At 56.8% G+C, this 21,310-nt stretch carries 14 protein-coding genes and 5 pseudogenes; 14 read left to right on the top strand and 5 right to left on the bottom strand.

The genetic code is table 11. The annotated features are described in order from the left end of the window. Positions 1 to 18: 18 nt before the first annotated feature. Both ACZ1J6_RS25805 and ACZ1J6_RS25800 read left to right on the top strand, forming a co-directional pair. Positions 19 to 3,417, top strand: coding sequence for a chemotaxis protein CheB (locus ACZ1J6_RS25805; protein ID WP_465128864.1), 3,399 nt, complete (start codon positions 19 to 21; stop codon positions 3,415 to 3,417). Positions 3,418 to 3,428: 11 nt separating this feature from the next. Continuing rightward, a complete protein-coding gene (locus tag ACZ1J6_RS25800; RefSeq protein WP_465128541.1) occupies positions 3,429 to 3,764 on the top strand; it encodes a response regulator in 336 nt (111 codons plus the stop codon). A gap of 202 nt (positions 3,765 to 3,966) precedes the next feature. Here the strand turns inward: ACZ1J6_RS25800 and ACZ1J6_RS25795 are convergent, their stop codons facing one another. Next, positions 3,967 to 6,111: a catalase gene (locus ACZ1J6_RS25795; protein ID WP_465128540.1), complete on the bottom strand. Its 2,145-nt coding sequence runs from the start codon at positions 6,109 to 6,111 to the stop codon at positions 3,967 to 3,969. Positions 6,112 to 7,346: 1,235 nt separating this feature from the next. Between ACZ1J6_RS25795 and ACZ1J6_RS25790 the strand changes: the two are divergent. The 4 genes and pseudogenes from ACZ1J6_RS25790 to ACZ1J6_RS25775 form a co-directional block, all read left to right on the top strand. Next, positions 7,347 to 8,178, top strand: a pseudogene (locus ACZ1J6_RS25790) (IS5 family transposase). Positions 8,179 to 8,544: 366 nt separating this feature from the next. After that, the gene (locus tag ACZ1J6_RS25785) at positions 8,545 to 9,300 is read left to right on the top strand and encodes a Crp/Fnr family transcriptional regulator (RefSeq protein WP_465128539.1); all 756 of its coding nucleotides are present in this window, start codon (positions 8,545 to 8,547) and stop codon (positions 9,298 to 9,300) included. A gap of 588 nt (positions 9,301 to 9,888) precedes the next feature. Further along, positions 9,889 to 10,224, top strand: coding sequence for a hypothetical protein (locus ACZ1J6_RS25780; protein ID WP_465128538.1), 336 nt, complete (start codon positions 9,889 to 9,891; stop codon positions 10,222 to 10,224). Positions 10,225 to 10,581: 357 nt separating this feature from the next. Next, a pseudogene (locus tag ACZ1J6_RS25775) lies at positions 10,582 to 11,121 on the top strand (IS5 family transposase); the annotation flags it as partial. Between the two features lie 20 nt (positions 11,122 to 11,141). On the opposite strand, the gene ACZ1J6_RS25770 reads toward ACZ1J6_RS25775, so the two are convergent. Then, a complete protein-coding gene (locus ACZ1J6_RS25770) occupies positions 11,142 to 11,345 on the bottom strand; it encodes a ComEA family DNA-binding protein (protein ID WP_465128863.1) in 204 nt (67 codons plus the stop codon). A gap of 148 nt (positions 11,346 to 11,493) precedes the next feature. Between ACZ1J6_RS25770 and ACZ1J6_RS25765 the strand changes: the two genes are divergently transcribed. Beyond that, positions 11,494 to 11,781: a hypothetical protein gene (locus ACZ1J6_RS25765; RefSeq protein ID WP_465128537.1), complete on the top strand. Its 288-nt coding sequence runs from the start codon at positions 11,494 to 11,496 to the stop codon at positions 11,779 to 11,781. A 485-nt stretch (positions 11,782 to 12,266) separates the two neighbouring features. On the opposite strand, the gene ACZ1J6_RS25760 is transcribed toward ACZ1J6_RS25765, so the two are convergent. After that, the gene (locus ACZ1J6_RS25760) at positions 12,267 to 12,431 is read right to left on the bottom strand and encodes a hypothetical protein (RefSeq protein WP_465128536.1); all 165 of its coding nucleotides are present in this window, start codon (positions 12,429 to 12,431) and stop codon (positions 12,267 to 12,269) included. 290 nt (positions 12,432 to 12,721) lie between these two features. Between ACZ1J6_RS25760 and ACZ1J6_RS25755 the strand changes: the two genes are divergently transcribed. Continuing rightward, positions 12,722 to 12,958, top strand: coding sequence for a hypothetical protein (locus ACZ1J6_RS25755; protein WP_465128535.1), 237 nt, complete (start codon positions 12,722 to 12,724; stop codon positions 12,956 to 12,958). 182 nt (positions 12,959 to 13,140) lie between these two features. Further along, positions 13,141 to 13,650 (top strand): DNA-deoxyinosine glycosylase, encoded by a 510-nt coding sequence (locus ACZ1J6_RS25750; protein ID WP_465128534.1) that lies wholly within the window; start codon positions 13,141 to 13,143, stop codon positions 13,648 to 13,650. A gap of 648 nt (positions 13,651 to 14,298) precedes the next feature. On the opposite strand, the gene istB is transcribed toward ACZ1J6_RS25750, so the two are convergent. Continuing rightward, positions 14,299 to 15,042, bottom strand: a complete 744-nt coding sequence (istB, locus tag ACZ1J6_RS25745; RefSeq protein ID WP_465128533.1) for an IS21-like element helper ATPase IstB — start codon at positions 15,040 to 15,042, stop codon at positions 14,299 to 14,301. Positions 15,043 to 15,052: 10 nt separating this feature from the next. Further along, positions 15,053 to 16,578 (bottom strand): annotated as a pseudogene (istA, locus tag ACZ1J6_RS25740) (IS21 family transposase). Positions 16,579 to 17,668: 1,090 nt separating this feature from the next. Between istA and ACZ1J6_RS25735 the strand changes: the two are divergent. The 5 genes and pseudogenes from ACZ1J6_RS25735 to ACZ1J6_RS25715 all read left to right on the top strand — a co-directional run. Further along, complete coding sequence (locus tag ACZ1J6_RS25735) at positions 17,669 to 18,394, top strand: hypothetical protein (RefSeq protein WP_465128532.1); 726 nt, start codon at positions 17,669 to 17,671, stop codon at positions 18,392 to 18,394. A gap of 200 nt (positions 18,395 to 18,594) precedes the next feature. Then, the gene (locus ACZ1J6_RS25730; protein ID WP_465128531.1) at positions 18,595 to 18,843 is read left to right on the top strand and encodes a DUF6894 family protein; all 249 of its coding nucleotides are present in this window, start codon (positions 18,595 to 18,597) and stop codon (positions 18,841 to 18,843) included. A 144-nt stretch (positions 18,844 to 18,987) separates the two neighbouring features. Continuing rightward, a pseudogene (locus ACZ1J6_RS25725) lies at positions 18,988 to 19,279 on the top strand (transposase); the annotation flags it as partial. A 97-nt stretch (positions 19,280 to 19,376) separates the two neighbouring features. Continuing rightward, entirely contained in the window at positions 19,377 to 20,540 is a 1,164-nt protein-coding gene (locus tag ACZ1J6_RS25720) for an IS110 family RNA-guided transposase (protein WP_465128530.1), read from the top strand. Positions 20,541 to 20,833: 293 nt separating this feature from the next. After that, a pseudogene (locus ACZ1J6_RS25715) lies at positions 20,834 to 21,018 on the top strand (transposase); the annotation flags it as partial. Between the last annotated feature and the right edge of the window lie 292 nt (positions 21,019 to 21,310).

Here is a 21,310-nt window from a genome sequence, read left to right as displayed (position 1 = left end):
GGACTTTCCTCGGCCGCTATGCCCGTCATCGGCATCGGAGCTTCGGCCGGCGGCCTTGAGGCTTTGCGAGAAATGCTTTCCGCAGCCCGCATGCCCACGAACATGGCTTTCGTGATCGTCCAGCATCTTGATCCGAACTACGAAAGTATGCTTGCCCAGCTCCTCGACAGAGCGTGCCCTCTCGATGTCCTGCAATGCGAAGGCGGGGAAGAGCTTCTCCCGGAACGTGTTTACATCATCCCTCCGGGGCGCGGCCTGGCTCTACAAGATGGCAGACTGCAACTGACCGATTTTGCGCAGCCTCGGGGTCTCAGACGGCCGATTGACGACTTTTTCATATCCCTGGCAGCCGATCAGCAAGCAAACGCGGCTTGCGTCATTCTGTCCGGAACGGGCGCGGACGGATCTACAGGGCTACGCGCCATAAAGGAACATGGCGGAGTTTGCGTCGTCCAGCAGCCGCAGAGCGCGCGCTATGACGGAATGCCAGTGGCGGCGGTGAACACCGGCCTTGTCGATTACGTGAAGCATCCAGGCGAAATCATCGACTGTTTAGCCGCATTCTTCGATCGTCGTTCCGGCAGTCCCCGCGAAGACGAAGCTGAGGTAGTGGCCGACCATCTCGACGATTTGTGCGGAACATTGCGCACCGCAGTGGGACACGATTTTTCAGGGTACAAGCGCTCGACGCTAGTGCGCCGGGTTGAGCGGCGAATGCACGTGCTCAGTATCGCTTCTGCGCGAACTTACCTTAATCGCGTACGCAGCGATCCCGCGGAATGCGAGGCACTTTTTCGCGACTTGCTTATCAATGTTACCCGCTTTTTCCGCGACCCGGATATGTTCGAGGCGCTGCGCATCAAAGTTATCTCTGCGCTGCTGGAAAACCGCGAAAACGATGACGATATTCGCGTCTGGGTGCCGGGTTGCTCCAGCGGAGAGGAAGCATATTCCATCGCGATGCTCTTCGAGGAAGCGGCACGTGAAACCGGAGTCGCAAACCCTGTCCAGATTTTCGCTACCGATATCGATGAGCAAATGCTCCAGATCGCCCGCGAGGGAAGCTATCCGGCTTCCGCCCTGGCGGATATCCCGGCTCCCTTGCGAGAGCGTTGGACCAATCCTCACGGTGAACGGTTTACGATTGCGAACCAGATACGCGACCTCATCCGTTTCTCGAACCACAGCGTGGTCAAGGACCCACCGTTCTCCAGGATTGATCTGGTTTCCTGCCGCAACCTCCTGATCTACTTTGATGACCGGCTGCAACAGTCGGTCATGCCGATCCTGCATTATGCAATCCGGCCAGGCGGATACCTCTTCCTCGGACCGTCCGAAAGCATTGGCCGCTTCGACCACTTATTCCCCCCTGTTGATCACCACGCTCGCATATTCGAGAGGGGAGCGGGAACCCCCGCCTACCCTATTGACCTTCCTGCCAGCGACCGAAGCGGACAACGGCCGCGATCGAACTTGGAAAAATCTGAACGCGGGCGAAGACCAAGCGAGAGCGACGTCGCCTTACAGCGCCTGACCGAAATCTATGCGCCTCCTTCCATGATCATCAATCAGGATGGAGCTGTACTGACCGCTTACGGCAAATTGAGCCGCTATTTTGACTTCCCGGTAAGCCGCTCCGGTGGGACCAACGCCATCTCGCTGGCCAAGCCTGGTCTACGGGACGTTCTTGGTCCTCTCGTTCGCCAAGCGCGCGACGGCAAGAAGCGGACGGTTGCCCGTGAAGTCGAGGTGAAGTCCGATTACGGGGTGCAACCGGTTGAAGCCGTCTGCGAGCCATTGCCCGACGCGACCCTGCTACTCGTGTTCCGGGACCGGGGACCGTTCCGGCCGTTCGACGAGCCCGACGCTGCGGAAATCGCTGACGGCAACGATCATATGGAGTTGCTGGAGGAAGAACTGCGGCTGACCCGACACAAACTGAGAACAGCTGTCGAGGAGCTGGAAACGGCTAATGAGGAACTCAAGAGTTCCAACGAAGAAATGATGTCGATGAATGAGGAGCTCCAGTCGACCAATGAAGAGCTCTCGACGGTCAACGACGAGTTGAAAAGCAAGGTCGATCAGCTCACGGTTGCCAATTCCGATCTCAGAAACTTCTTCGAATCCACCGAACTGGCGGTAATCGTCCTCGACGGCGGTCTCCGCATCCGTAGCTTCACCGAAGCGGCAACCACGATCTTTCCATTGCAGACAGGCGATCGCGGCCGTCTTCTCGCCGACGTTGCGACCCAACTGGAGGATAATGCCTATCTCGCGGATGCCCGCCAGGTTGCAGAAACCGGAGAGCCACTGCAGCGGCGCGTTCATACGCGTGAACGAGGACGCACATTCTCGCTGCGCGTGCTCCCCTATCGCACCCAGCACGGCTTGGTCGACGGCGCTACCCTGGTCCTGACCGACATAACGGCGGCGCTGGTGATGGAACATGATCTGGCAGCAGAGCGCGAGCGACTGGATCTTGCCATCACCGCTGGAGGAATCGGCGTCTGGGAATATTGCGAGGCGAACGGGCGATTGATGCCCGACAGCATCAATCGCAAGCAGTTGGGATTACCGCCAGCAGGGGAGATCACCGTCTCGGATGTTCTGGCGTGCATTCATACCGACGATCGCGGCGCCGTCGCGCGGGCTTTGAACCGAGCGGCGAAGGGCCAGGACGATTTTGCAATTACGTTCAGGGTTCCGCACAGTGATGTCAAAGGCCAGATCTCCGATCGCTACTTGAAAAGCTTCGCGCGCACCATCCACGGCTCCAGTCCCAAACGAATGGTCGGGGCAGCTATCGACATGACTGCCGAATATGCGCTCGCGGATGCCCGCGGCCTGATGCTGCGCGAAATGAACCATCGGGTCAAAAATCTCTTCGCGGTAGTGAGCGGCATGATAACGGCTGCCGGCCGCTCGCATGATGATGTATCCAGCCTCGCTTTCGATCTTAGGGAACGAATAGCAGCGCTGGGAAGCGCGCATTCCCTGGCGGCCCCATCGGGAGAACCTCAGGCGATCATGCTGCGCGATTTGATCGAGGTGACAGCTGCACCTTACATCGGTCAAGCCAATATTACCTTGAAGGGTCCCGAGATAGTGATCGAGCGCAGCTGCCTTTCTTCGCTGGCGCTGATCCTTCATGAATGGACGACAAACGCAGCGAAGTACGGGGTGCTGGGTCCGCGTGCTGGAAACCTTTCTTTGCGATGGTCGTTTAGCGGCGAGGCCATCGTGCTTGAATGGATCGAAACCGGAAGCGAAGAGATAGACGTGACCGATAGTACAGGATTTGGAACATTGCTTGTCGCCACCGCGGCACGGCAACTTGGCGCCGAGATTACCCGCCAGGTCTTCGGTACCAGGCTGGAGCAACGCATTACGCTCCCCTCTTCAGTGCATGTCGGATGACAGGCACGGTTATGATCGTCGAAGACGAGCTTTTCATTGCCCTCGATCTTGAAGATACGGTCAAGGCGGCGGGTTGCACAGTTTCCGCTACTTGCGGAAGCTTGTCAGCCGCAATGGAAGCAATTGAAAATCAACTGCCGACCTGCGCCATACTGGACGTTCGTCTTCCCGACGGAGAAGTGTTTCCGGCAGCAGATCGCCTGCGGAACGCCGGCGTAGCCCTCATTTTCCATTCAGGACACGCCGATGAAAGGCAATTGAAGGAACGCTATCCGGAGGCGGATGTCTACTCCAAGCCGTGTTCACCTTCTCGCCTTCGCGATGCTGTGATGCGCGCTGTCGCCTGAACTTTCCCACAAATTGTCACCGCCTGTTTCTGGTCGAACCCCGGGCCGTCAAGCTGCAAGCGGGCGGTAAGGAATTCGAACGGCTTGAATTCGCCTGCATTTGGACAGGGCCTGTGCAGGTTCTCAGGCTATCCTGAACGGTAGAGCGGGAGCAGAATGTAGCTGCTTCCACCAAACTACCTTCGCTAAAGCCCACCCAAAGTCAGCCTCGCGTTGCTTCAATAAAAGCGGCTGCATCAAGGTCGATTTTAAGCTCGCGGTTCCAGACGCGCACGGCCGCGCAGGCATCGAGGAAAGCCTCGATGTTTGCTGGCTCCGTGATTTGAACCACGCCCTCGTCATGGTCGCTTTCCAAAAGACCCGATCTTTCAAACAGCGGTAAAGCTTCCGCATTGTAGGCTATGAATTTCCCATGCCCGAAGGCATCGCTGACGAAATCCTTGGCGGTCTTGTCTTCGGCCAACATGGCAGCGCCCGCCTTCGAGACTACGACCGCCACCGCGTCGTACAGCACCGAGGGACCGCCGTCGATTTTTTGCTTGCCTTCCGCGAATGTGCCATCGTCAAGAACGACGCCGCCCACTTGAGGAGTGACGAACTCGTAGATGGCCGGCAAGGCTCCGAGAGCATGTACGAGCGCTTCCACCACGTTACCCGGCGCACCATCGGTTACCAGGATCCCGAGCTTGCGTCCCGCAAACGATACGGGTCCGCGCTTCACAATACTCAGCGCATCTGACGGCGGCAAATCCGTTCGTGTGGGAACGGCGGCGGGATGTGGTGGTGGCAACTCCCGTAACCCCAGACCGCCCGCTACAACGGCTGCCAGACCCTCGTCGATATTTCTAAGATGTGCAACCATACGTTCGCGAATTTCGAGACGCTCGCATTTTGACAGTTCAAATACAAGCGCATCTCCGATGTGCTTCTGTTCAATCGGGAGTTGACTGACAAAGAACTGGCGGGCCTGACTGTAATGATCGGAGAACGACCCCGATCTGATTTGAGCCTTGCGACCCATCTCTTCCGCCGCGTGGTGTCGATATCCGCGAACCGGATCTTCGCGCGGCCCTCCCCAGCTGTTAGGCTCATAATTTACCCGGCCGCTTGGATTGCGCATCGCCATATGCCCATCCTGCTGGAAGTTGTTCACAGGACACTTGGGTGCATTTATCGGTATCTGAGTGAAATTAGGGCTACCCAGTCTTTTCAACTGCGTGTCAAGATACGAGAAGTTGCGGCCCTGCAGCAAAGGGTCGTTGCTGAAGCCGATACCCGGCACGACATTTTGCGTACAAAACGCGACTTGCTCGGTCTCGGCAAAAAAGTTGTCGACGACCCGGTCGAGAACGAAACTGCCGATGCGGCGTACTGGGATCTGTTCCTCCGGAATGATCTTGGTTGCATCGAGCACGTCGAATTCGAACGCATCTGCAAATTCGTCGTCGAACAATTGAACACCGAGCTCCCATTCGGGAGGTGTTCCCATCGTGATCGCGTCCCACAAGTCGCGCCTATGGAAGTCGGGATCAGCGCCATTGATTTTTACAGCCTCGTTCCACATGACCGACTGAAGCCCCATCGTCGGCTTGAAGTGGAATTTGACGAATGTGCCTTTGCCTGTTTCGTCGATAAGCCGGAACGTATGGACGCCAAAACCATCCATGAAGCGGAAGGAGCGAGGAATTGCCCGATCCGACATCACCCACATGATCATGTGCATGGATTCCGGGGTGAGGCTTATGAAATCCCAAAAATTGTCATGCGCCGTCTGGGCCTGGGGAAATCCGCGATCGGGTTCCTGCTTGGCGGCATGTATGAGGTCAGGAAACTTTATCGCGTCCTGAATGAAGAAGACAGGGATATTGTTTGCAACCACATCCCAATTACCTTCTTTGGTGTAGAACTTGACCGCGAAGCCTCGTACGTCGCGCGCAAGATCGGCAGACCCCTTGTTGCCCGCCACAGTCGAAAAACGGACGAACATGGGGGTCTGCTCGCCGACTTCGGTCAACATTTTCGCAGTGGTATAATCGGCGAGACTTTCATCGAGCCTGAAAGTTCCATGCACGCCGAAGCCTCGTGCGTGTACGACACGCTCCGGGATGCGCTCATGGTCGAAATGAAAGATTTTCTCGCGAAAATGAAAATCCTCGAGGAGCGTTGGGCCCCGCTCACCGATCTTCAGACTGTTCTGGTCGTCCGCGATCGGAACGCCCTGCTGCGATGTTAGCGTACCCGTTGCTGATGAAGCCAGTTGGTGGAGTTCTCCGCCGGGTCCGGTTTCGGTCTCGAAGCCGGCGGCGTGGGATTGGGCGCCAATGTCCTTGCCGATTGGGGTGTTCATGTTGTCCTCCGCTACAACTGATATTGCCCGCCGCATGCATCGGGCATGGTCCGCAGCCCGAAGCGCGGATTGCACACCTAACATCGCTTGCTTTGGGATAGTTCCGGTTGGGGTTCGCCGGCTTTCAGCCTTGCCAAAACGGCAAATACCTGAATGCATGAGGCTCGAGCGGGCGTCCAATTCGGTCCGGGGTCTGGAGATGAAGGAAATTTCAAAAGCATTTCTGATCGTTCACCGTACTATCGCATGCCGCAATGCAGTGATCCGGATAAAATTGCCTATCGGATTGCGCTGTTTTTACTTGTCGGATCGGTGAAAATCTTACTGACTGATCAGCGGAACTGCGCTTAAAAACTTTTCTCCCGCCCGCAAGCTTGATCAGGGTTATAAGCGGTCGGCGGCTTTCAGGGCATCGCGCCGCCTCATGCGCTTTCGTTCTTCCTTCAGAGGGTAGATGCCTGGGAAACGAAAGAACCGAATGGGCAGACCGGCACGCCCCAAAGAACTGAGGGGCCCTGCCAGTTCAACGATCTCGGCCCTATATCGGCCGAAGATAATGCGGGACGGTTCGGCGACATCGGGACCTCGATGGCCCATTAATCAGTGACAAGTCTCTGCTTACTTGCATAAAGCGGATGGCGTCGCGGCGGCCTTTTATCCCCGCCAGGCGCTTCCACGCAACTTCGCCGGCGAATTTCCGGAGAGGTATTAGCGGCCAACTCGAGCAGCCCTGCCAAATCCTGATCCTCGAGACGCCAGCGAGCACTCCGTATGAACCCGGTCTAATCCAAGCTGCTCATGGTCCTGTTCCATTGCACGGTCGATAGCCCGAGCAGATCGCCCATATGTTGCCGAGCGAGGGAGAATTCGAAGCTGTTGAAATTACAATCCGGCCGCCTTTAATCGCTTTTGAAGATCCAGCAGGAATGCTGGCATGCGCTCATCGCCGATGTCGCTCCGATCCACGATAATTTCTCGATACGGCGACCCGACTTTTTCTGCGTGCCTGGAGATCCGGAACCCATGCGGATGACATCGTCCGTCCACCATTTACATGGGTTAAAACGGGTATAGGCCGACAATTGTACCTTTTCGGCCTTAGCAGAACTTCCTTCGCCGAGGCTTCCTATAGCCTTAACTTCGAGCCGGGCAGCTCCTTAGCGCCCGCCCCAAAAGTTGTTGAGCAATACCAACATGTTGTGATTCACGTCGTCCTGCGAGAGATGGAGTGATCAATGGCATGGACTGGTATTGCCCGGCAGGAGCATAGCCGGAAAGGGTTGCGCTATTCCAGCGATATGACGGACAGGGAGTGGGAATTGGCGGCGCCGTTTATCCCGCCAGCCAAGCGTGGAGGTCGACGTCGCACAACGGACATGCGCGAAGTGGTGAATGCGTTGCTGTACATTGCGGCAAGCGGCTGCGCCTGGAGGCTCCTTCCCAAATGCTTTCCTTCCGGTTTCTACGGTCCAGCGCTATTTCTATGCCTGGCGCAACACCGGCCTCATGGAGGCGATCAACACGGTGCTGGTGATGAACCTGCGGGAGATCGAGGGACGCGAAGCCTCTCCGAGCGCTGGTGTGATCGACAGTCAGTCGGTGAAAACAACGGAAAGCCGCGGCCCTTGCGGCTATGACGCGGGAAAGAAGATCAAAAGGCCGCAAGCGCCACATCCTGACGGACACCTGCAGCTTTCTCATCTTCATCCTCGTCCACAGCGCCGACATTCAGGACCGCGACGGTGCCGTGGATGTCCTCAAGGCCGTGCGCAAACGCTTCCCTTGGCTGCGCCACGTCTTTGCAGATGGAGGCTATGCCGGCGACAAGCTTCGTGCCGCCCTGACCGGATCAGGTGCCTGGACGATCGAAATCATCAAACGTTCGGACAAGGCGAAGGGCTTTCAGGTTCTCCCTCGGCGATGGGTCGTCGAACGCACCTTCGCGTGGCTTGGCCGATGCCGCCGCCCAAGGACTGGGAAACCACCATCGCATCCTCCACGGCATGGGCGACGATAGCCTCTATCCGCATGCTTACCCGCAGAACTGCAAGGCATTGCTACGGTTGAGAAACTTCCGAGCCAGGCACTTAGACATTGAAGCGGCCTTTGACATAGATAGGAGATACGGCCTCTGCATCCCTTTGTTTGCACAGCGAGCCAAGCGAACTTACTCTGCGAGCTAGGCTAAATTCGGAAACCACAACCCGTTTAATCAAGCACCACGAAACTGCGTGGAAGCAGATTGAAAGTTATGCGTCGCGCAGTTCGATCAAATCATTCTGGAAGCTTGCGTCGGCAAGATGCCTCAAGCGTTGGCCGGACTGTTATCCTGAACTCGGAACGCTAACTCATGTGAATGAGCCGCCAGCACCAGAGTGAAAGGTTGTTAACATCCAGCACACGATTCGGTGTCCTGGCTCCGGAGACCCTGTCATGTGGTCCGAGCCGCAAAACGATATCGCTTCTCCGCCAGCCTATCTGCCGCTGAGGAAGAGCTTATTGGGTTTCGCTTCCCAACTGAGGCAACGCACTTACCTGCCTCGACAGACTGTTTTGAGTCAAGGAGATCGCACCGCCCATATTGTAATTATCGTCGGTGGTTGGGCTGAACAGGCGATCCATATTCCCGATGGTCGTCGCCAAATCGTCGGATTTGGAATGGCGGGTGACGTCTGTTGCAGCGACCTGACGAGCCACTCAACAGTCGGGCAATCAATTACCGCACTGACGTCTCTTACAGTTGCCATCATCGGTAAGCTGGAGTTTAGCGCGGTGTTGATGCGCAGTGCGGGCCTCTCGCGTGCTTTCTGGCGCAGCCAAATGCAAGCTTTGGCCATCCAACGCCGCTGGACTTCTGTCATTGGACTGCTCGGTGCTAGAGAGCGGGTTGCCCATCTGCTTTGTGAACTTTACCTGCGACAGCAGCAAATTTCCGCAATGCCCGATGGCATTTGCGCATTCCCCCTAACGCAGACGCAGGTCGCCGAAGCGTGCGGTCTCACACAGGTCCACACCAACCGCGTGATCCAGGATTTAAGGCGAAGCAATCTGATCGAGCAATCTGGCAAACGCCTTACCATTCCTTCCCTCCAAAAGCTTATGACTATGGCCCAATTCGAGGGTTCTTATCTGGGCCTGGAGGAACTCGACAGCAACCCGGCCGATGTTCAACCATTTGTAACAGCATAGTTTTTTATGCGTGCTTATAGTCATGAAGGCTACCATGAAAATTATGCTATTCTAAATGAACATATCTTTAGAGGTATGCCGGAACCCCGGTCAGCGACAGACGCTTTCCTCCAACCTTGGACGATCCGCGACCCACGTCTCAATGAAGAGGCGCGTCCGGGGCAGCAAATGGACCGCCCGACAAGGGCGGTCTGTCTATGTCGGCTAGACCATTATGCTGAACCTGGACCCTGCAGCCGACTCCGCTCTGCAGGGTCTTTTTTTCTCGTGATAGGTGGCCCGAGGGGAGACTTGACCTGGAACCCGGGTCATGGCGCTAAACGTAACAACTTTCTGATACGGAAAAAGTGCTCCCCGGTGCCTCGATTGCGGCCGAGGCCCAATTTAACATCGCTTCTTTAGCAGCGCACCCCAGGCTTTTTCGATTGAGCCGCGCGAAACTGGATACGAGCCTCTTGCCAGACGTTCAAACAATAACCGCTCTCGTTACCTTTGCGCCGACGAAACAGAATCGCAGGTCACGGTGGCGAACCGTCAAATGCAGAAATGATTTGTCACGGGGGCTGTTCAAGAAACAGGAGCAAGCAGATGTCAATTATTCTCGATGTGACTTCACCCAGTACACACCATCAGGAAATCGAAGAGGGCCGATCTGCTGACATCCGCTTCGCCCCTACTGACGATAGCGTGATTATCGACATACGCTTTGTCGACCGAGCGCATGAGGCAAACAGCGTCATTGTCTGCGAGGTCGTCTTCCACGATTCCATGCGGGTTCCTTTGAAATCCGTCAAACTGTGGAGCGATGGGGGGAATGGCGTAGATGCAATCACGGAAATATCAGAACAGTCCTCTGTCGTTCAGTTTTCACCGCAAGAGATGTTGGCAGTTAAAACCGCGGAACTGAATTTCTCCTTTGAGTGATTTATACAATGCCGCGTGAACAAATTGCCTAAGCGGAGTTTACCCGGAGGTCGCGCGTTTCGCACGTATCCACCTGAAGGAACGCCAGCCAAAATCTATAATCATCCGCACTAAGCCCAGCAGAAGAATTCAGCTGGAAATGTCGATGTTTTTGAGCAGACGGTGGCTTGCGACGAAAAACCCGATGCACAGAATCACCGAACCGAGCGCTATCAATGACTGTCTAGCATCTTCCGTCATTTCATCGAAGGAAGCAGGTGAAAACGCTCTGTTGGAGCATCGGAAGCAGTCATCCCAGTATCCATGCACCGACGTCGGGACCTCTCCTTGATTCAAGGCTGCTCTTTGGAGGCGGGCTTGAGCAGGCGCGATCTCTCCGAAGCAGAATGGCGCGTTTTGAAGGGCTTGTTGCCAATCGAGCCTGAGAACCGGGGCCGAGGTAGGCTGCCCGAGCAAAACCGCTCAATCATCAGCCGCATTCTGTGGCGGCTCCGCTGTGGAGCTCCGTGGCGAGACGCACCACCCAAATATGGCAATTGGAACTTCAACTATCGTCGGTTCCGGCGATGGAGTGAAGCCGGGATCTGGGAGTCCGTTGCCGTGACGCTGGCCGAAGTCATGGCAAACAGCGCCTACTGCAGCATCAGTGGCACCACAGTTCGCGTCCATTTCTCGGCAGAGCGCGGAAAAGGGGAACTCATCGACGTGCTCTTGGCCGCTCGCGGGGCGGGTTCGGCAGTAAGCTTCGCTAGCCGGCTGACGCCCTCGGCCGACCACTCGCCGTCTATCTGACGGTGCGCGAGACGGCAGATTGCAGGGCCTATGACGTCTTGATTCGACCTGCCCGAATGCGCACCCGACGCTTTGCCCGAAGAAAAGGGCTGCGACGCAGATGCAAAATCTTCTGGTCGGTTGGCTTAACTGTTCCTTGCTCTGTCCGTGGTCACCGTTAACGGTGCGGCCTTGTCCACTTTTCCAGAAAGTCCGGGAACCTCATTCAATTGGCGTATATCTGTAAAGGATCCTCGCTCCTCACGGTAACGAATGATTTCGAATCCGTGGCCTTTAAGACAGTCGACAGTATCCAGTTCGTGCGCTGTGGCAGTATTGATATCGATCATATCGCTCATGAATGTTCCAGTTCGAGTCGGGATTTTGCCCTAAACGAGCTAAGCGGTTAAAGGTTCTGCTCCTGCAGCAGCGCATTTCAAAAACGTCGGCGTATAATTTGGCTTGTAACATAGGTGGAGGCGGCCGGCTGGTTGAGCAGTGATCCCATCGAAGGCATTCAAAGGGGCTTTGAATAAAAAGACTTTTCCGCGGTTTTCCATACGGTTGATCCCGCTTTCCTTGGCTTCGCCGCGCGAGGTGCACGGACCTGTCATGAAAAAACCATCACTTGAGTCATTTGCGTCTCAAACGGGTCCCCCAGACCATATGCGCCGTAAAATCCTTTCCAACACAGGCAACAATGGCCAGCGCACCTCGGAACGAGAGGTCAAAACACAGCCCGACGCGGCGCGGCGCGGCAAACGCTTTCTCGGCAGGAAGCTCTGAATTTGGGCGACAATAGTGGATTGACGCGCGAACTGAACCGCCCTGCATCGGAAAGCCACGGACTTTGGCTGAAATTGCTATCAATCAGAGGAGTTGAATGGTCGCAGATGGTCGATCTGACCTTGGCACGAGGCCTTATGGCCTTAACCCGTCCTGCCATAATCCGAACTCTAACCGCCGCAGAGGAGATGGCAAAGCAGGCGGCGAAAAATAGAATCAAAAGAGGCTCTGTCTGATTTAACCGCAGTGGAATATTTGATCTTATCCGACATACGGGACCACTCCGCCAACTATTTTTTATAAGATTTTTATTCAACCTTGTTGGGTTATATTTCAAATTTCTCCGCCAGCAAGCTCCACTAAACATCATTCGGTACATTTTTTGAAATGGTCGGGCGCATCAAGTGAGTGCGAAAGCGTGGCCTCACTGGCAACTAATCGAGCCGAGAAGCGTTTCTCCCTAGCTGCGAGGAAGACGTGGCCGATTAGAACTCTTGTCCTTTTGGAGCATTCAAGTGGATATCCGCACAAAGCGCAGCGACCGGGTTTCCGGTGACCAAGCCGGAAAGTCTCTCAAGGTGCATCTGCTCTGCGATTCCGTCCGCGCCGCTGGTCAATTCCAACGGTCTGCGCTTGGACATCTGGATCATGACCATTGGCTTTCGCGGGTAAGGTCGGATGGACAAAAGCTGATGGACCTCTTGTCGCAGATGGGATTTGAACCAAATTCCACTCCGAGATCTGCTCAAGGCGCCGTCCACCAGCCACAAGCAGCGGCCCGCTGCTTCGCAACTTCGTCGCAAAAAAACTGATGCCAGATTCGGAAGAAATCTACGATCCAGCGGGCGCACTGACGTTTTCAGGCGTATTTGCAGATCAAGTTGTGAAATAAATCTACTTTTGTCAGCACAGCATCACTCAGAATGAATGGGAGCGTGAAATGGGCAGGCTGCTTAAACTAGGAATTATCGCAGGGCTGGGCTACCTCTGGTATTCCAGGTTGAAACCAGTTCCAGTGCCTAGCGCCGAAGACGACCATGGGCCGGTAGGGTCTTCAGGGATTGTCCGTAACGCCGGCCCGGAGAGCCAGTCCGGAATAAAAAATTCCGATTGGGATCAAGTCGACGAGCAAGTTGATGAGAGCTTTCCGGCGAGCGATCCGCCGGGCAGTTATTAAATTCCTGTCCAGTTAGACCAGTTGTACCAGCAAATCGACCTGCCCGCTAGGGGTTTCCTAATTGCCTAAAGCTTGAACGATCGGCCTTATTTGGGGCTTCGGGGCTGGTTCGGCTAACGGAACATTTCCTCACGCAGCGGCTATTGATGTGTGCCGGGTCCAAAGGCCATAGGCAAGATTCAATGCAAAAGAACGCTTTTCCCGCTGTGGTCGACGAGAGGACGCGCGTCGTCATTCTAGGGAGCTTACCGGGCGATCGGTCGTTGATCGAGCAAAAGTATTATGCCCATCCTTCGAACGCATTTTGGTGGCTGATTGGCGAAACGATCGGAATCCCTTCCTTTGCGTCAACCCCGTATTCTGAAAGAGTCGAGCAGATTTTGCGAAGAGGGGTCGGCTTATGGGACGTCGTCGAAAGCGCAAGCCGCCACGGCAGCTTGGATAGCGCAATTCGCGATGCACGTCACCGGGACTTGCTGAGTTTTTCGAATGGTTTTCCCGAATTGAGAGCTTTTGCGTTCAATGGCGGTGCCGCGGCTCGCCGGGCGCGGGCGCAGCTTTATGGGCAAAAGCATCTCAAACTGATCGATCTTCCTTCATCCAGTTCAGCATTCGCGAGGGTAAGCCGGGAAACCAAGCTTACGCTATGGCGCGATCGGCTTTCACCTTTCATTTACATTGACCGAGTTTGAATTCACCAACTTCTTATGAATAGCAGCGATGTCTGCTCGCCGTACTCGGAGCGTTCAGTCTGTTTCGATTGATTTGGAATGGCCATAAGCCAGGACGGTGATCATGAGGCTGCCTGCCGGATGCCAATCGAAAGAGATTGGCTTCGCCTCCAGCACACCCCGTCTGGCTATCGACCTGACCAGCCTTCTGCCCTTCAGTCTCTTCGGTCGGGTCGTTCGACTTTTTTTTCCAAGCTTAGCTGGCTTCTGATCCATGCCGCATCTCCTTGTAGCCTGAACTGGAAGCGTACTGATTTCGCTTCAGACGCCGATGAGGATGTATGAAGACGCGGATATAGGAGCAATGAAAGGTCCACGTCACTCTAAGTCCGTGATGGCGACTTAAACACGGAACATATCCCCCCTGCCCGCCCGACGACCGCCGCGTCGATTAAGTTTTGAGCGAGGTCCAAAACAGCAAAATTATTCCGGCCAGGGCTATCGTCATCCGTGAAGGACGCAGCTGAGCAAAATGATGGGCCGCCGAGTGCGGATTGCGACAATCGCGCGCAGGCATTCCGATTTGATGCCGCGCAGCGTTCCGATACGATCGCGCGCAGTTGAAGGCCTGATCGTTGGTCGTGGATGTCACCTATGTTGGCGCCTTGGTCAAGCGGCGGCAGCTGCGGGTCGACGCATGGATTCACCCTCGAGTTCGAGCCGGTGTGCGTTGTGCACGAGGCGGTCCAGGATGGCGTCGGCGTAGGTTGGATCGTTTATGGTCTGATGCCAGCGGGCCACGGGAAGCTGGCTGGTGACGAGCGTTGAGCGCTGACCGTAGCGGTCTTCGAGGATTTCGAGCAGATGGTTCCGGGCGTTGCCGTCGAGTGGCTGACGCCCCCAATCGTCCAAGATCAAGGTCAGCAGATCGACCCGGGCAAGGCTTTTCATGCGGGCAGCGATACGGCCGTCACCTTCGGCCAGCGTCAGTTCGTCGATCAGGCGCGGCAACCGGGTGTAGAGAACCGAACGGTTATCGCGGCAGGCCTTGTGGCCGATCGCACAGGCCAACCAACTTTTCCCGATGCCCGTAGGTTCGATGATGGCCAAGTTTTCGTGCCTGGAGATCCATTCGCCGGCCAGCAGCGTCTCGAAGAGCCGGCGGTCAAGAATGCGGCGCGTTCGGTAATCAACGTCCTCGGGCACGGCGCGGTGGCGCAGCTTGGCATGTCGCAGGCGCAGAGCGAGGCGTTTGTCATTTCGGTATGTGGCGTCATGGTCGAGCAGCAGCGCCAGCCATTCGGCATGGCTGAGGCTCGCCGCGTCATCGTTGCCTTCCATCTCGGCGAAGGCCTTGGCCATGCCGGCCAGGCCGAGCTGGCCCATGAGGTCCAGAGTGGGATGCTTCAGCATTCTTGCTCCTTCAGTTGTAGTAGCTTGAGCCGCGGATGTTGGAGTGGATGATCGGCTCTTGCTCGGGGGTTTGGGGAACGGGCACCTGATCGAGGCCCTTTTCGAGGTTCGATTTGACCGACGGAAAATTGCGCGCCTGGATCTCCAGCGCGCGCAGCGCCGCGGCTTCGAGCCGCTGGGCACCGAAGCGTTTCTCGAGCCCGATGATGCCCAGACAGGATCGGTAGCCCTGTTCGGGATGGGGTTTTGCCTCGATGACCTTCTCGACCAGGAGAGATAGCATTGGCCCGATCCGGCTTGCCTCTTCGCGGATCTTGGCCGGCGTCCATTCGCCGTAGCGCCGATGGCTGGAGGGCATGTGCTCGGGGACGGTGGTGTGCCGGCCATTGCCGCTGCCGCGCATGTGCACAGCGATGCGCTCGCCTCCCAGGAAGATCTCTACCGTGCTGGCAGTGAACCGAGCTTCGACCTCGTGGCGGGCGAAGCGATGCGGGACGGAGTAATGATGCCGATCGATCGCGATATGATAATCGAGCCCGACGCGGCAGCGGCGCCATTCGGCATGAACCCACGGCTCTGCCGGCAGCGGCTTGAGGTTTGGAACATCGACTTCGTTGAACAGCTGGCGGCGTGTCTTGCCGAACTGGCGCAGCACCCGCCGATCATTGAGATCGGCAAGGCATTCGGCGATCGCTGCGTTCACCTCGGCGAGGCTGTAGAAGATCCGATTACGTAAGCGGCCCAATAGCCAGCGCTCGACGATACCGACGCAGGCCTCGACCTTGGCCTTGTCCCGCGGCCTGCGCGGCCGGGTCGGCAGGATCGCCGTGCCGTAATGCCGGGCCATGTCCGTGTAACTGCGGTTCACCTGAGGATCGAAGTGACAGGCCTTGATCACCGCTACCTTGGCATTGTCGGGTACCAGCAACTGGGGAACGCCGCGGAAGAAGGCGAAGGCGGCATTGTTACCCGCGATCCAGTCAGGAAACTGCTCGGTCCACGTCGCCAGCGCAAACGACAGGCTCGATCCGCCCATCACGGCGACGAAGATGTGGGCACCGCGGACTTCTCCGGTCCGCCGGTCCACCACGACCGGCACCGTATCGCCAGCGTAATCAAGGAAAAGCTTCTCGCCCCCGGCATGGCTCTGGCGCATGACCAGCGGCAAGCGGCCTTCCCAGCGGCGGAACAGATCGCAGAATCTCGAGTAGCGATACCCGTCCGGACGCTCGGCCCGATACTCCTCCCAGAGCACCTGCAGCGCCACGTGTTTGCGCTTCAGTTCGCGCGCTACCACCGGCCAGTCCGGTCGGGCAGCTTACGCCGCCCCGGTTTGGCGCCGGGAACCCCGTACAGCCGCTCCTCCAGATCCGCGTCGCCAATCTCGGGTGGAAGCGGCCAAGATAGCCCGGATCGAGTAAACCGCCTGAGCGTGTCGCGAACCGTGGTCGCCCCGGTTCGAACATGCTGCGACATTGCGCGGGTCGATAGCCTGGCATCCAGGCTCAGCCTCAGTATCTCGCGCACATGACGCATCATTACCCTCCTTGTCGGCATCCAATCCTCCTAGCTGCTCAGCCAGGGAATGGTCCCAACGATCAGGCTTCCGTCATCCCAAACTGCGCGCGATCATCTCGGAATGCTGCGCGGGTAATTCGCGGAACGGTGCGCGCGATGCCCCCGGAATCCGAACGCCGAGCCGGTCCGCACGGCCGAAGGGTAATAAGAATCGAGCGAACGTATCCAGCGGCCGTGACTGCGGACGGTCTTGGCAGCGGCAATACAAATGCGCTTGCGCCGGAGAGGAAACGCCACGCTATTATGCTGATTTGCGAAAACGGCGCCCGTCCCGGTATGGAGCTGTAAGCAGCGGCAGGAACGCCAGAGCCTCCACCGCGTTGAGAACATGCCACCATAACGAGAGTGGTATGAAGGCCCTCCGTCCCCCTCCCCCGTCTCGGATGGGCCAAAACTAAAGGCCGCCCCGGCGGCCTTTTTTATGGCTGGCCGCGCTGCTATGAATGATTTTGATGGCTAGCTGACACAGCTGCAAGCCCATTGTCTCGCAGCAGCACCCCCTCGGCCCGCTTTTAAGATGAAGAACAGCGCCGATTCGCCCATCAATCAAAACGTCCTTGCTGCCCCGATACGGAAGCCCCCTTGCGAGCGGCAAACAATCGGAATTTGCCACGATAGCCCGTTTGGAACGGTGCCGGCCAGGATTAGGGGGAGATGTAGGAAAGCGCTCGATCCTAAGCAAACGGGATGCGCCGGATACTATCCTGCCATGTTCACCGCCCGCTATTGAACCGAAACGTTTTACCTCTAAAACTTGCACGAGCCATTGCTATGCGGGTTGCTGCCGGCTTCGTTCCACACGAGGTGGAGTCATCCACCGCCGGAACGCCCTCGTCGGATCAAAAAGCCGTGTGCTGGCTCTTTCAATGTGAAAACGATAAGCCGTTCGACTTAGAGGAGCGCTTTGCAGTCGAGGCACTTGTTCGCGAACTATACAGCGAATTTATGCCTTCTCAATTCCAACGTCCCTGACGTTGTCGAGCTTCGCCCGAGGCTGATCTGCGGTTTCTAATGATGCCAGATGGGACGCGGATGCAAGGAGAGCATCATGCTCGGCAAATACGCGCTCGATTTCCGCCCTCTTGTCGAAGATCATCCGGGCCACCCCGCTTGTCATCCCGCCTTCCTCGCCCACCCTGCCAAGCACATTAGCGAGATCTTCGAGCGTCGCTTTCTCGAGGCTGCTGTGAAGAGCACCTTTGGAATCACGATAAGCAACGCATTCGACCGCCATTACCACCTCCGCTTGAACCATCCTCGTATTCTTATTGCCACTAATCTTGAACCCGCACGATTTTGGAATTCACTGACCCCGTGGTTGCACGTCGCTCCCGGTCAATCACCTTTCTCGGCAAACAAAAGTCCTTTTCACCTGACAGGGAAGATCATCGCGGCGCCCGAGATATCTCATTCGCCAGATGGTACCGGCGGCTTCTTGATGAAACCACCACCCCATTCGATCCCTCCCGCATCGGGTGCGTCTTGCTCGGTCTTAGAAACTATCTCGAGATCCTCGCTTTTGGCCGTCGTCACGCCTCGGACGCCGCCGGTGCTTTCGCTGATATTTTTGTCCGCGCTAAAATGGAGCCATCCAGCTCAAAATCGAGAGCATTTCTTTCATCGGGCATCGTCGGTCTCCATACTCACGAAAACAATCCTGCACGTCAGCCGTTCCTCAACTCGCCAAAGTTCGGCGCGGACCTCCCTGGGAGGCAACCGCGCGGCTTCTTGCGAGCAAGCATATCGCTTAAGCGTGGCTGGATGTGTTTCTTGAAGACGGAACTTTGCCGCAGATAGCTTCAAGGCCCCTTCCTGGAGCGACAATTGGCCTGAGATCTCGAAAATCTTGTCTTTCAAGTTAACAAAAATCACACGGCCTAGGCCCCCCGGAACCACCAGCGGTTTGTCCTCATTACCATCGAAGCGGCTTATTCCTCACCAGGATACGTTGAGCCATCAAAAGCGGAGAGCGATTTGCCCATTTATCATTTTGACACCTTCAACGGTGAAGAAATTCATGACCTAAAAGGCATAGACATCGAAAACATTGGCGATGCGAAGACGATGGCTGTACGGTATCTGGGTGAGCTACTGAGGGAAAAGGCGGAAGGGTTCGGTGATGCCGGTGACTGGCGAGTAGAGGTCAAAGACGATACCGGATTGATACTTTTCTGTGTCAATCTTTCATTGAAGATAGTTCCCCCCGTGTCCTCGAGGCAATAGTGCAGTCCCATCGCGGTGGAGCCAGCAGCGCGATTCCCTACGGGATTTTGTGCCAGGACGTGGTGTAGGTGAAGGCTGAGGTGGTCACCGTGATTTTCGGGTAGGTTTGGGTTGCGAAGCTCAAACCTGACGGAAGGAGTCACGATGACCGATCCGATTATGCACTTGCGCTCGCTGTTAGAAAAGGCCTCGGGTGCAGACATTCTGCGCGAGATGATCTCGTTTGCCACCGAGCGGTTGATGGAGATGGAAGTCGGCAACCTGACCGGAGCCGCCCATGGCGAGAAATCCGCGGCAAGGCTGGTCCAGCGCAACGGCTACCGCGAGCGCAACTCGCACACGCGAGCGGCGACGGTCGAACTGCGCATCCCCGAGCTCAGGAAGGGAAGCTACTCCCCCGGGCTTCCTCGAACCCCGCCGCATGGCTGAGCGGGCGAGGAGCGGTGATCCAGGAAGATCCCATGGCGAGAGGTGGATAGCGGCTGGCGCTCTGGCAGAGTGCGGTTGCTGACCCTAACTCCGTGGAGGCAACCATGCTTGCAGCTACAACTGATCGACCCCATGCGCCGGCCGCTATCCGTATTGATCTTGGCGCCATCTTCGTTTCGATGGAACTGAGTAAATCGACGTGGCTAATCACGTCGCTGTCACCAGGTGCTAGCGAGCGGATGTCGAAACATGTCGTGCGCGCTGGCGACATCGCCGGCCTGATGGACCGGTTCACGCAGCTTCGCACGAAGGCGGCCCAGAGGACTGGCCAGGATTTTGGCGTAATCGTCATCCAAGAGGCCGGTCTCGACGGATTCTGGATTCACCGCGTACTCGAACGGGAGGGCATCGAAAGCCATGTCGTCGATCCCGCATCAATCGCGACGTCACGGCGACGGCGGAGAGCGAAGACCGACAAGATCGACGGCGAAGCGCTGGTGCGCGCCTTGCTCGCGTATAAGAGAGGCGAACCACGGGTGTGCGCGATGGTTCGGCCGCCGAGTGTGGAAGAGGAGGACCGGCGCCGCGTCTGTCGTGAGCGCAAGGTTCTGATCAACGAGCGCACCTGCCACGTCAATCGGATCAAAGGTCTGCTCTTTACGCAAGGCATCACGGGTTACGAGCCGATGCGTCGCGATCGACGCGATCGGCTCAAGGATATGCAAACGGGCGATGGCCGGCCCCTCGCTCGGCATGTCGAAGGGCAGATTCACCGCGAACTCGATCGCCTCGAGCTGATCATGCAACAGATCAAAGCCGTCGAGGTGGAACGCGATGCTTTGATCAAAGAGGAAGCAACCGACACTCCGGTCACGATGCTCATGCACGTCAAGGGCATCGGACCGGAGTTCGCCGCCGTTCTGTGTTCGGAAGGTCTATTCCGGCATTTTGACAATCGACGACAGCTTGCTGCCTATGCTGGCTTGGCGCCCACACCATGGCAGAGCGGATCAATCCGACGCGAGCAGGGCGTCTCCAAGGCCGGGAATGCTCGGCTGCGATCGACCATGGTCGAGTTGTCTTGGCTCTGGCTGCGATACCAGCCGGACTCCGCGCTTGCGCGCTGGTTCCATGAACGCGTGCAACACAACGGCGGCCGTCTCAAAAAGCCGACGATTGTAGCACTCGCCCGCAAGCTCCTCGTCGCCTTGTGGAAATATGCGACTGCGGGCGTGGTGATCGAGGGAGCCATAGTGAAGGCCGCCTGACGCAACACCCTACACCAATCCCTGGAGCCTGATCAGCTCCGCGGATCCAGGAAGCGAACCGAGATATAAGTTGGCGTTCACCGCCGCCAGGAAGACTGGTCTCGCTTACCTCAGCCCGTCCCGCCGTAAGCGGGATAATGGTGCAGCCGTTCCGGACGGCGACCGCATGTGAGCTGGATATGGGTCGATTCGTCGGTCCGCGTCATACAACGGGCAAAGCCTGGATCCGATTGCCAAGGAGACGGCCAATGCTGTCACGACATTAAACCTTGACCGACGTCCTCGTCATGTGAGCGTATATTCAAGGCATCTCCACCCGCTCGGTAGATGACTTGGTAAAGTCACTGGGTATGGATGGGATCTCGAAGGGTCAGATCAGTCAGCTGTGCGAGGAACTCGACAAGAACGTCGGTGCTTCCTCGAGCGCGCAATCGAAGACGACTGGGAGTACCTATGGATCGACGTCACCCACGTGAAAGCCAGTTGGATAATTACAGAATTCAGCTGGCTGTAACTCTCCTTCCGATATTAAGTTATAAGTTTCCAAACTTCGTTCAATTTTGCAAACCTGCCGGCGACTGAATTAAGCCGCTCTCCCCCTCGTCGCTATTATGTTGCAAATGCACGATGGCGTCTCATCGTTTTCTTAGCGGCTTAAAAGTCAGACTAGTCGTGGTCTATGGATGTAACCCTGACATGGCACGCCGCCGAGCCGGCTACACCTTCACCCATATTTTGTAAGATTATCGATAGTGCGCGCAAAAGCCATT

It is taken from the genome of Novosphingobium sp. BL-S-21 (assembly GCF_055521655.1).
Note: the sequence above shows the minus strand (reverse complement) of the source record. Positions and strands in the feature narration are given on the sequence as shown.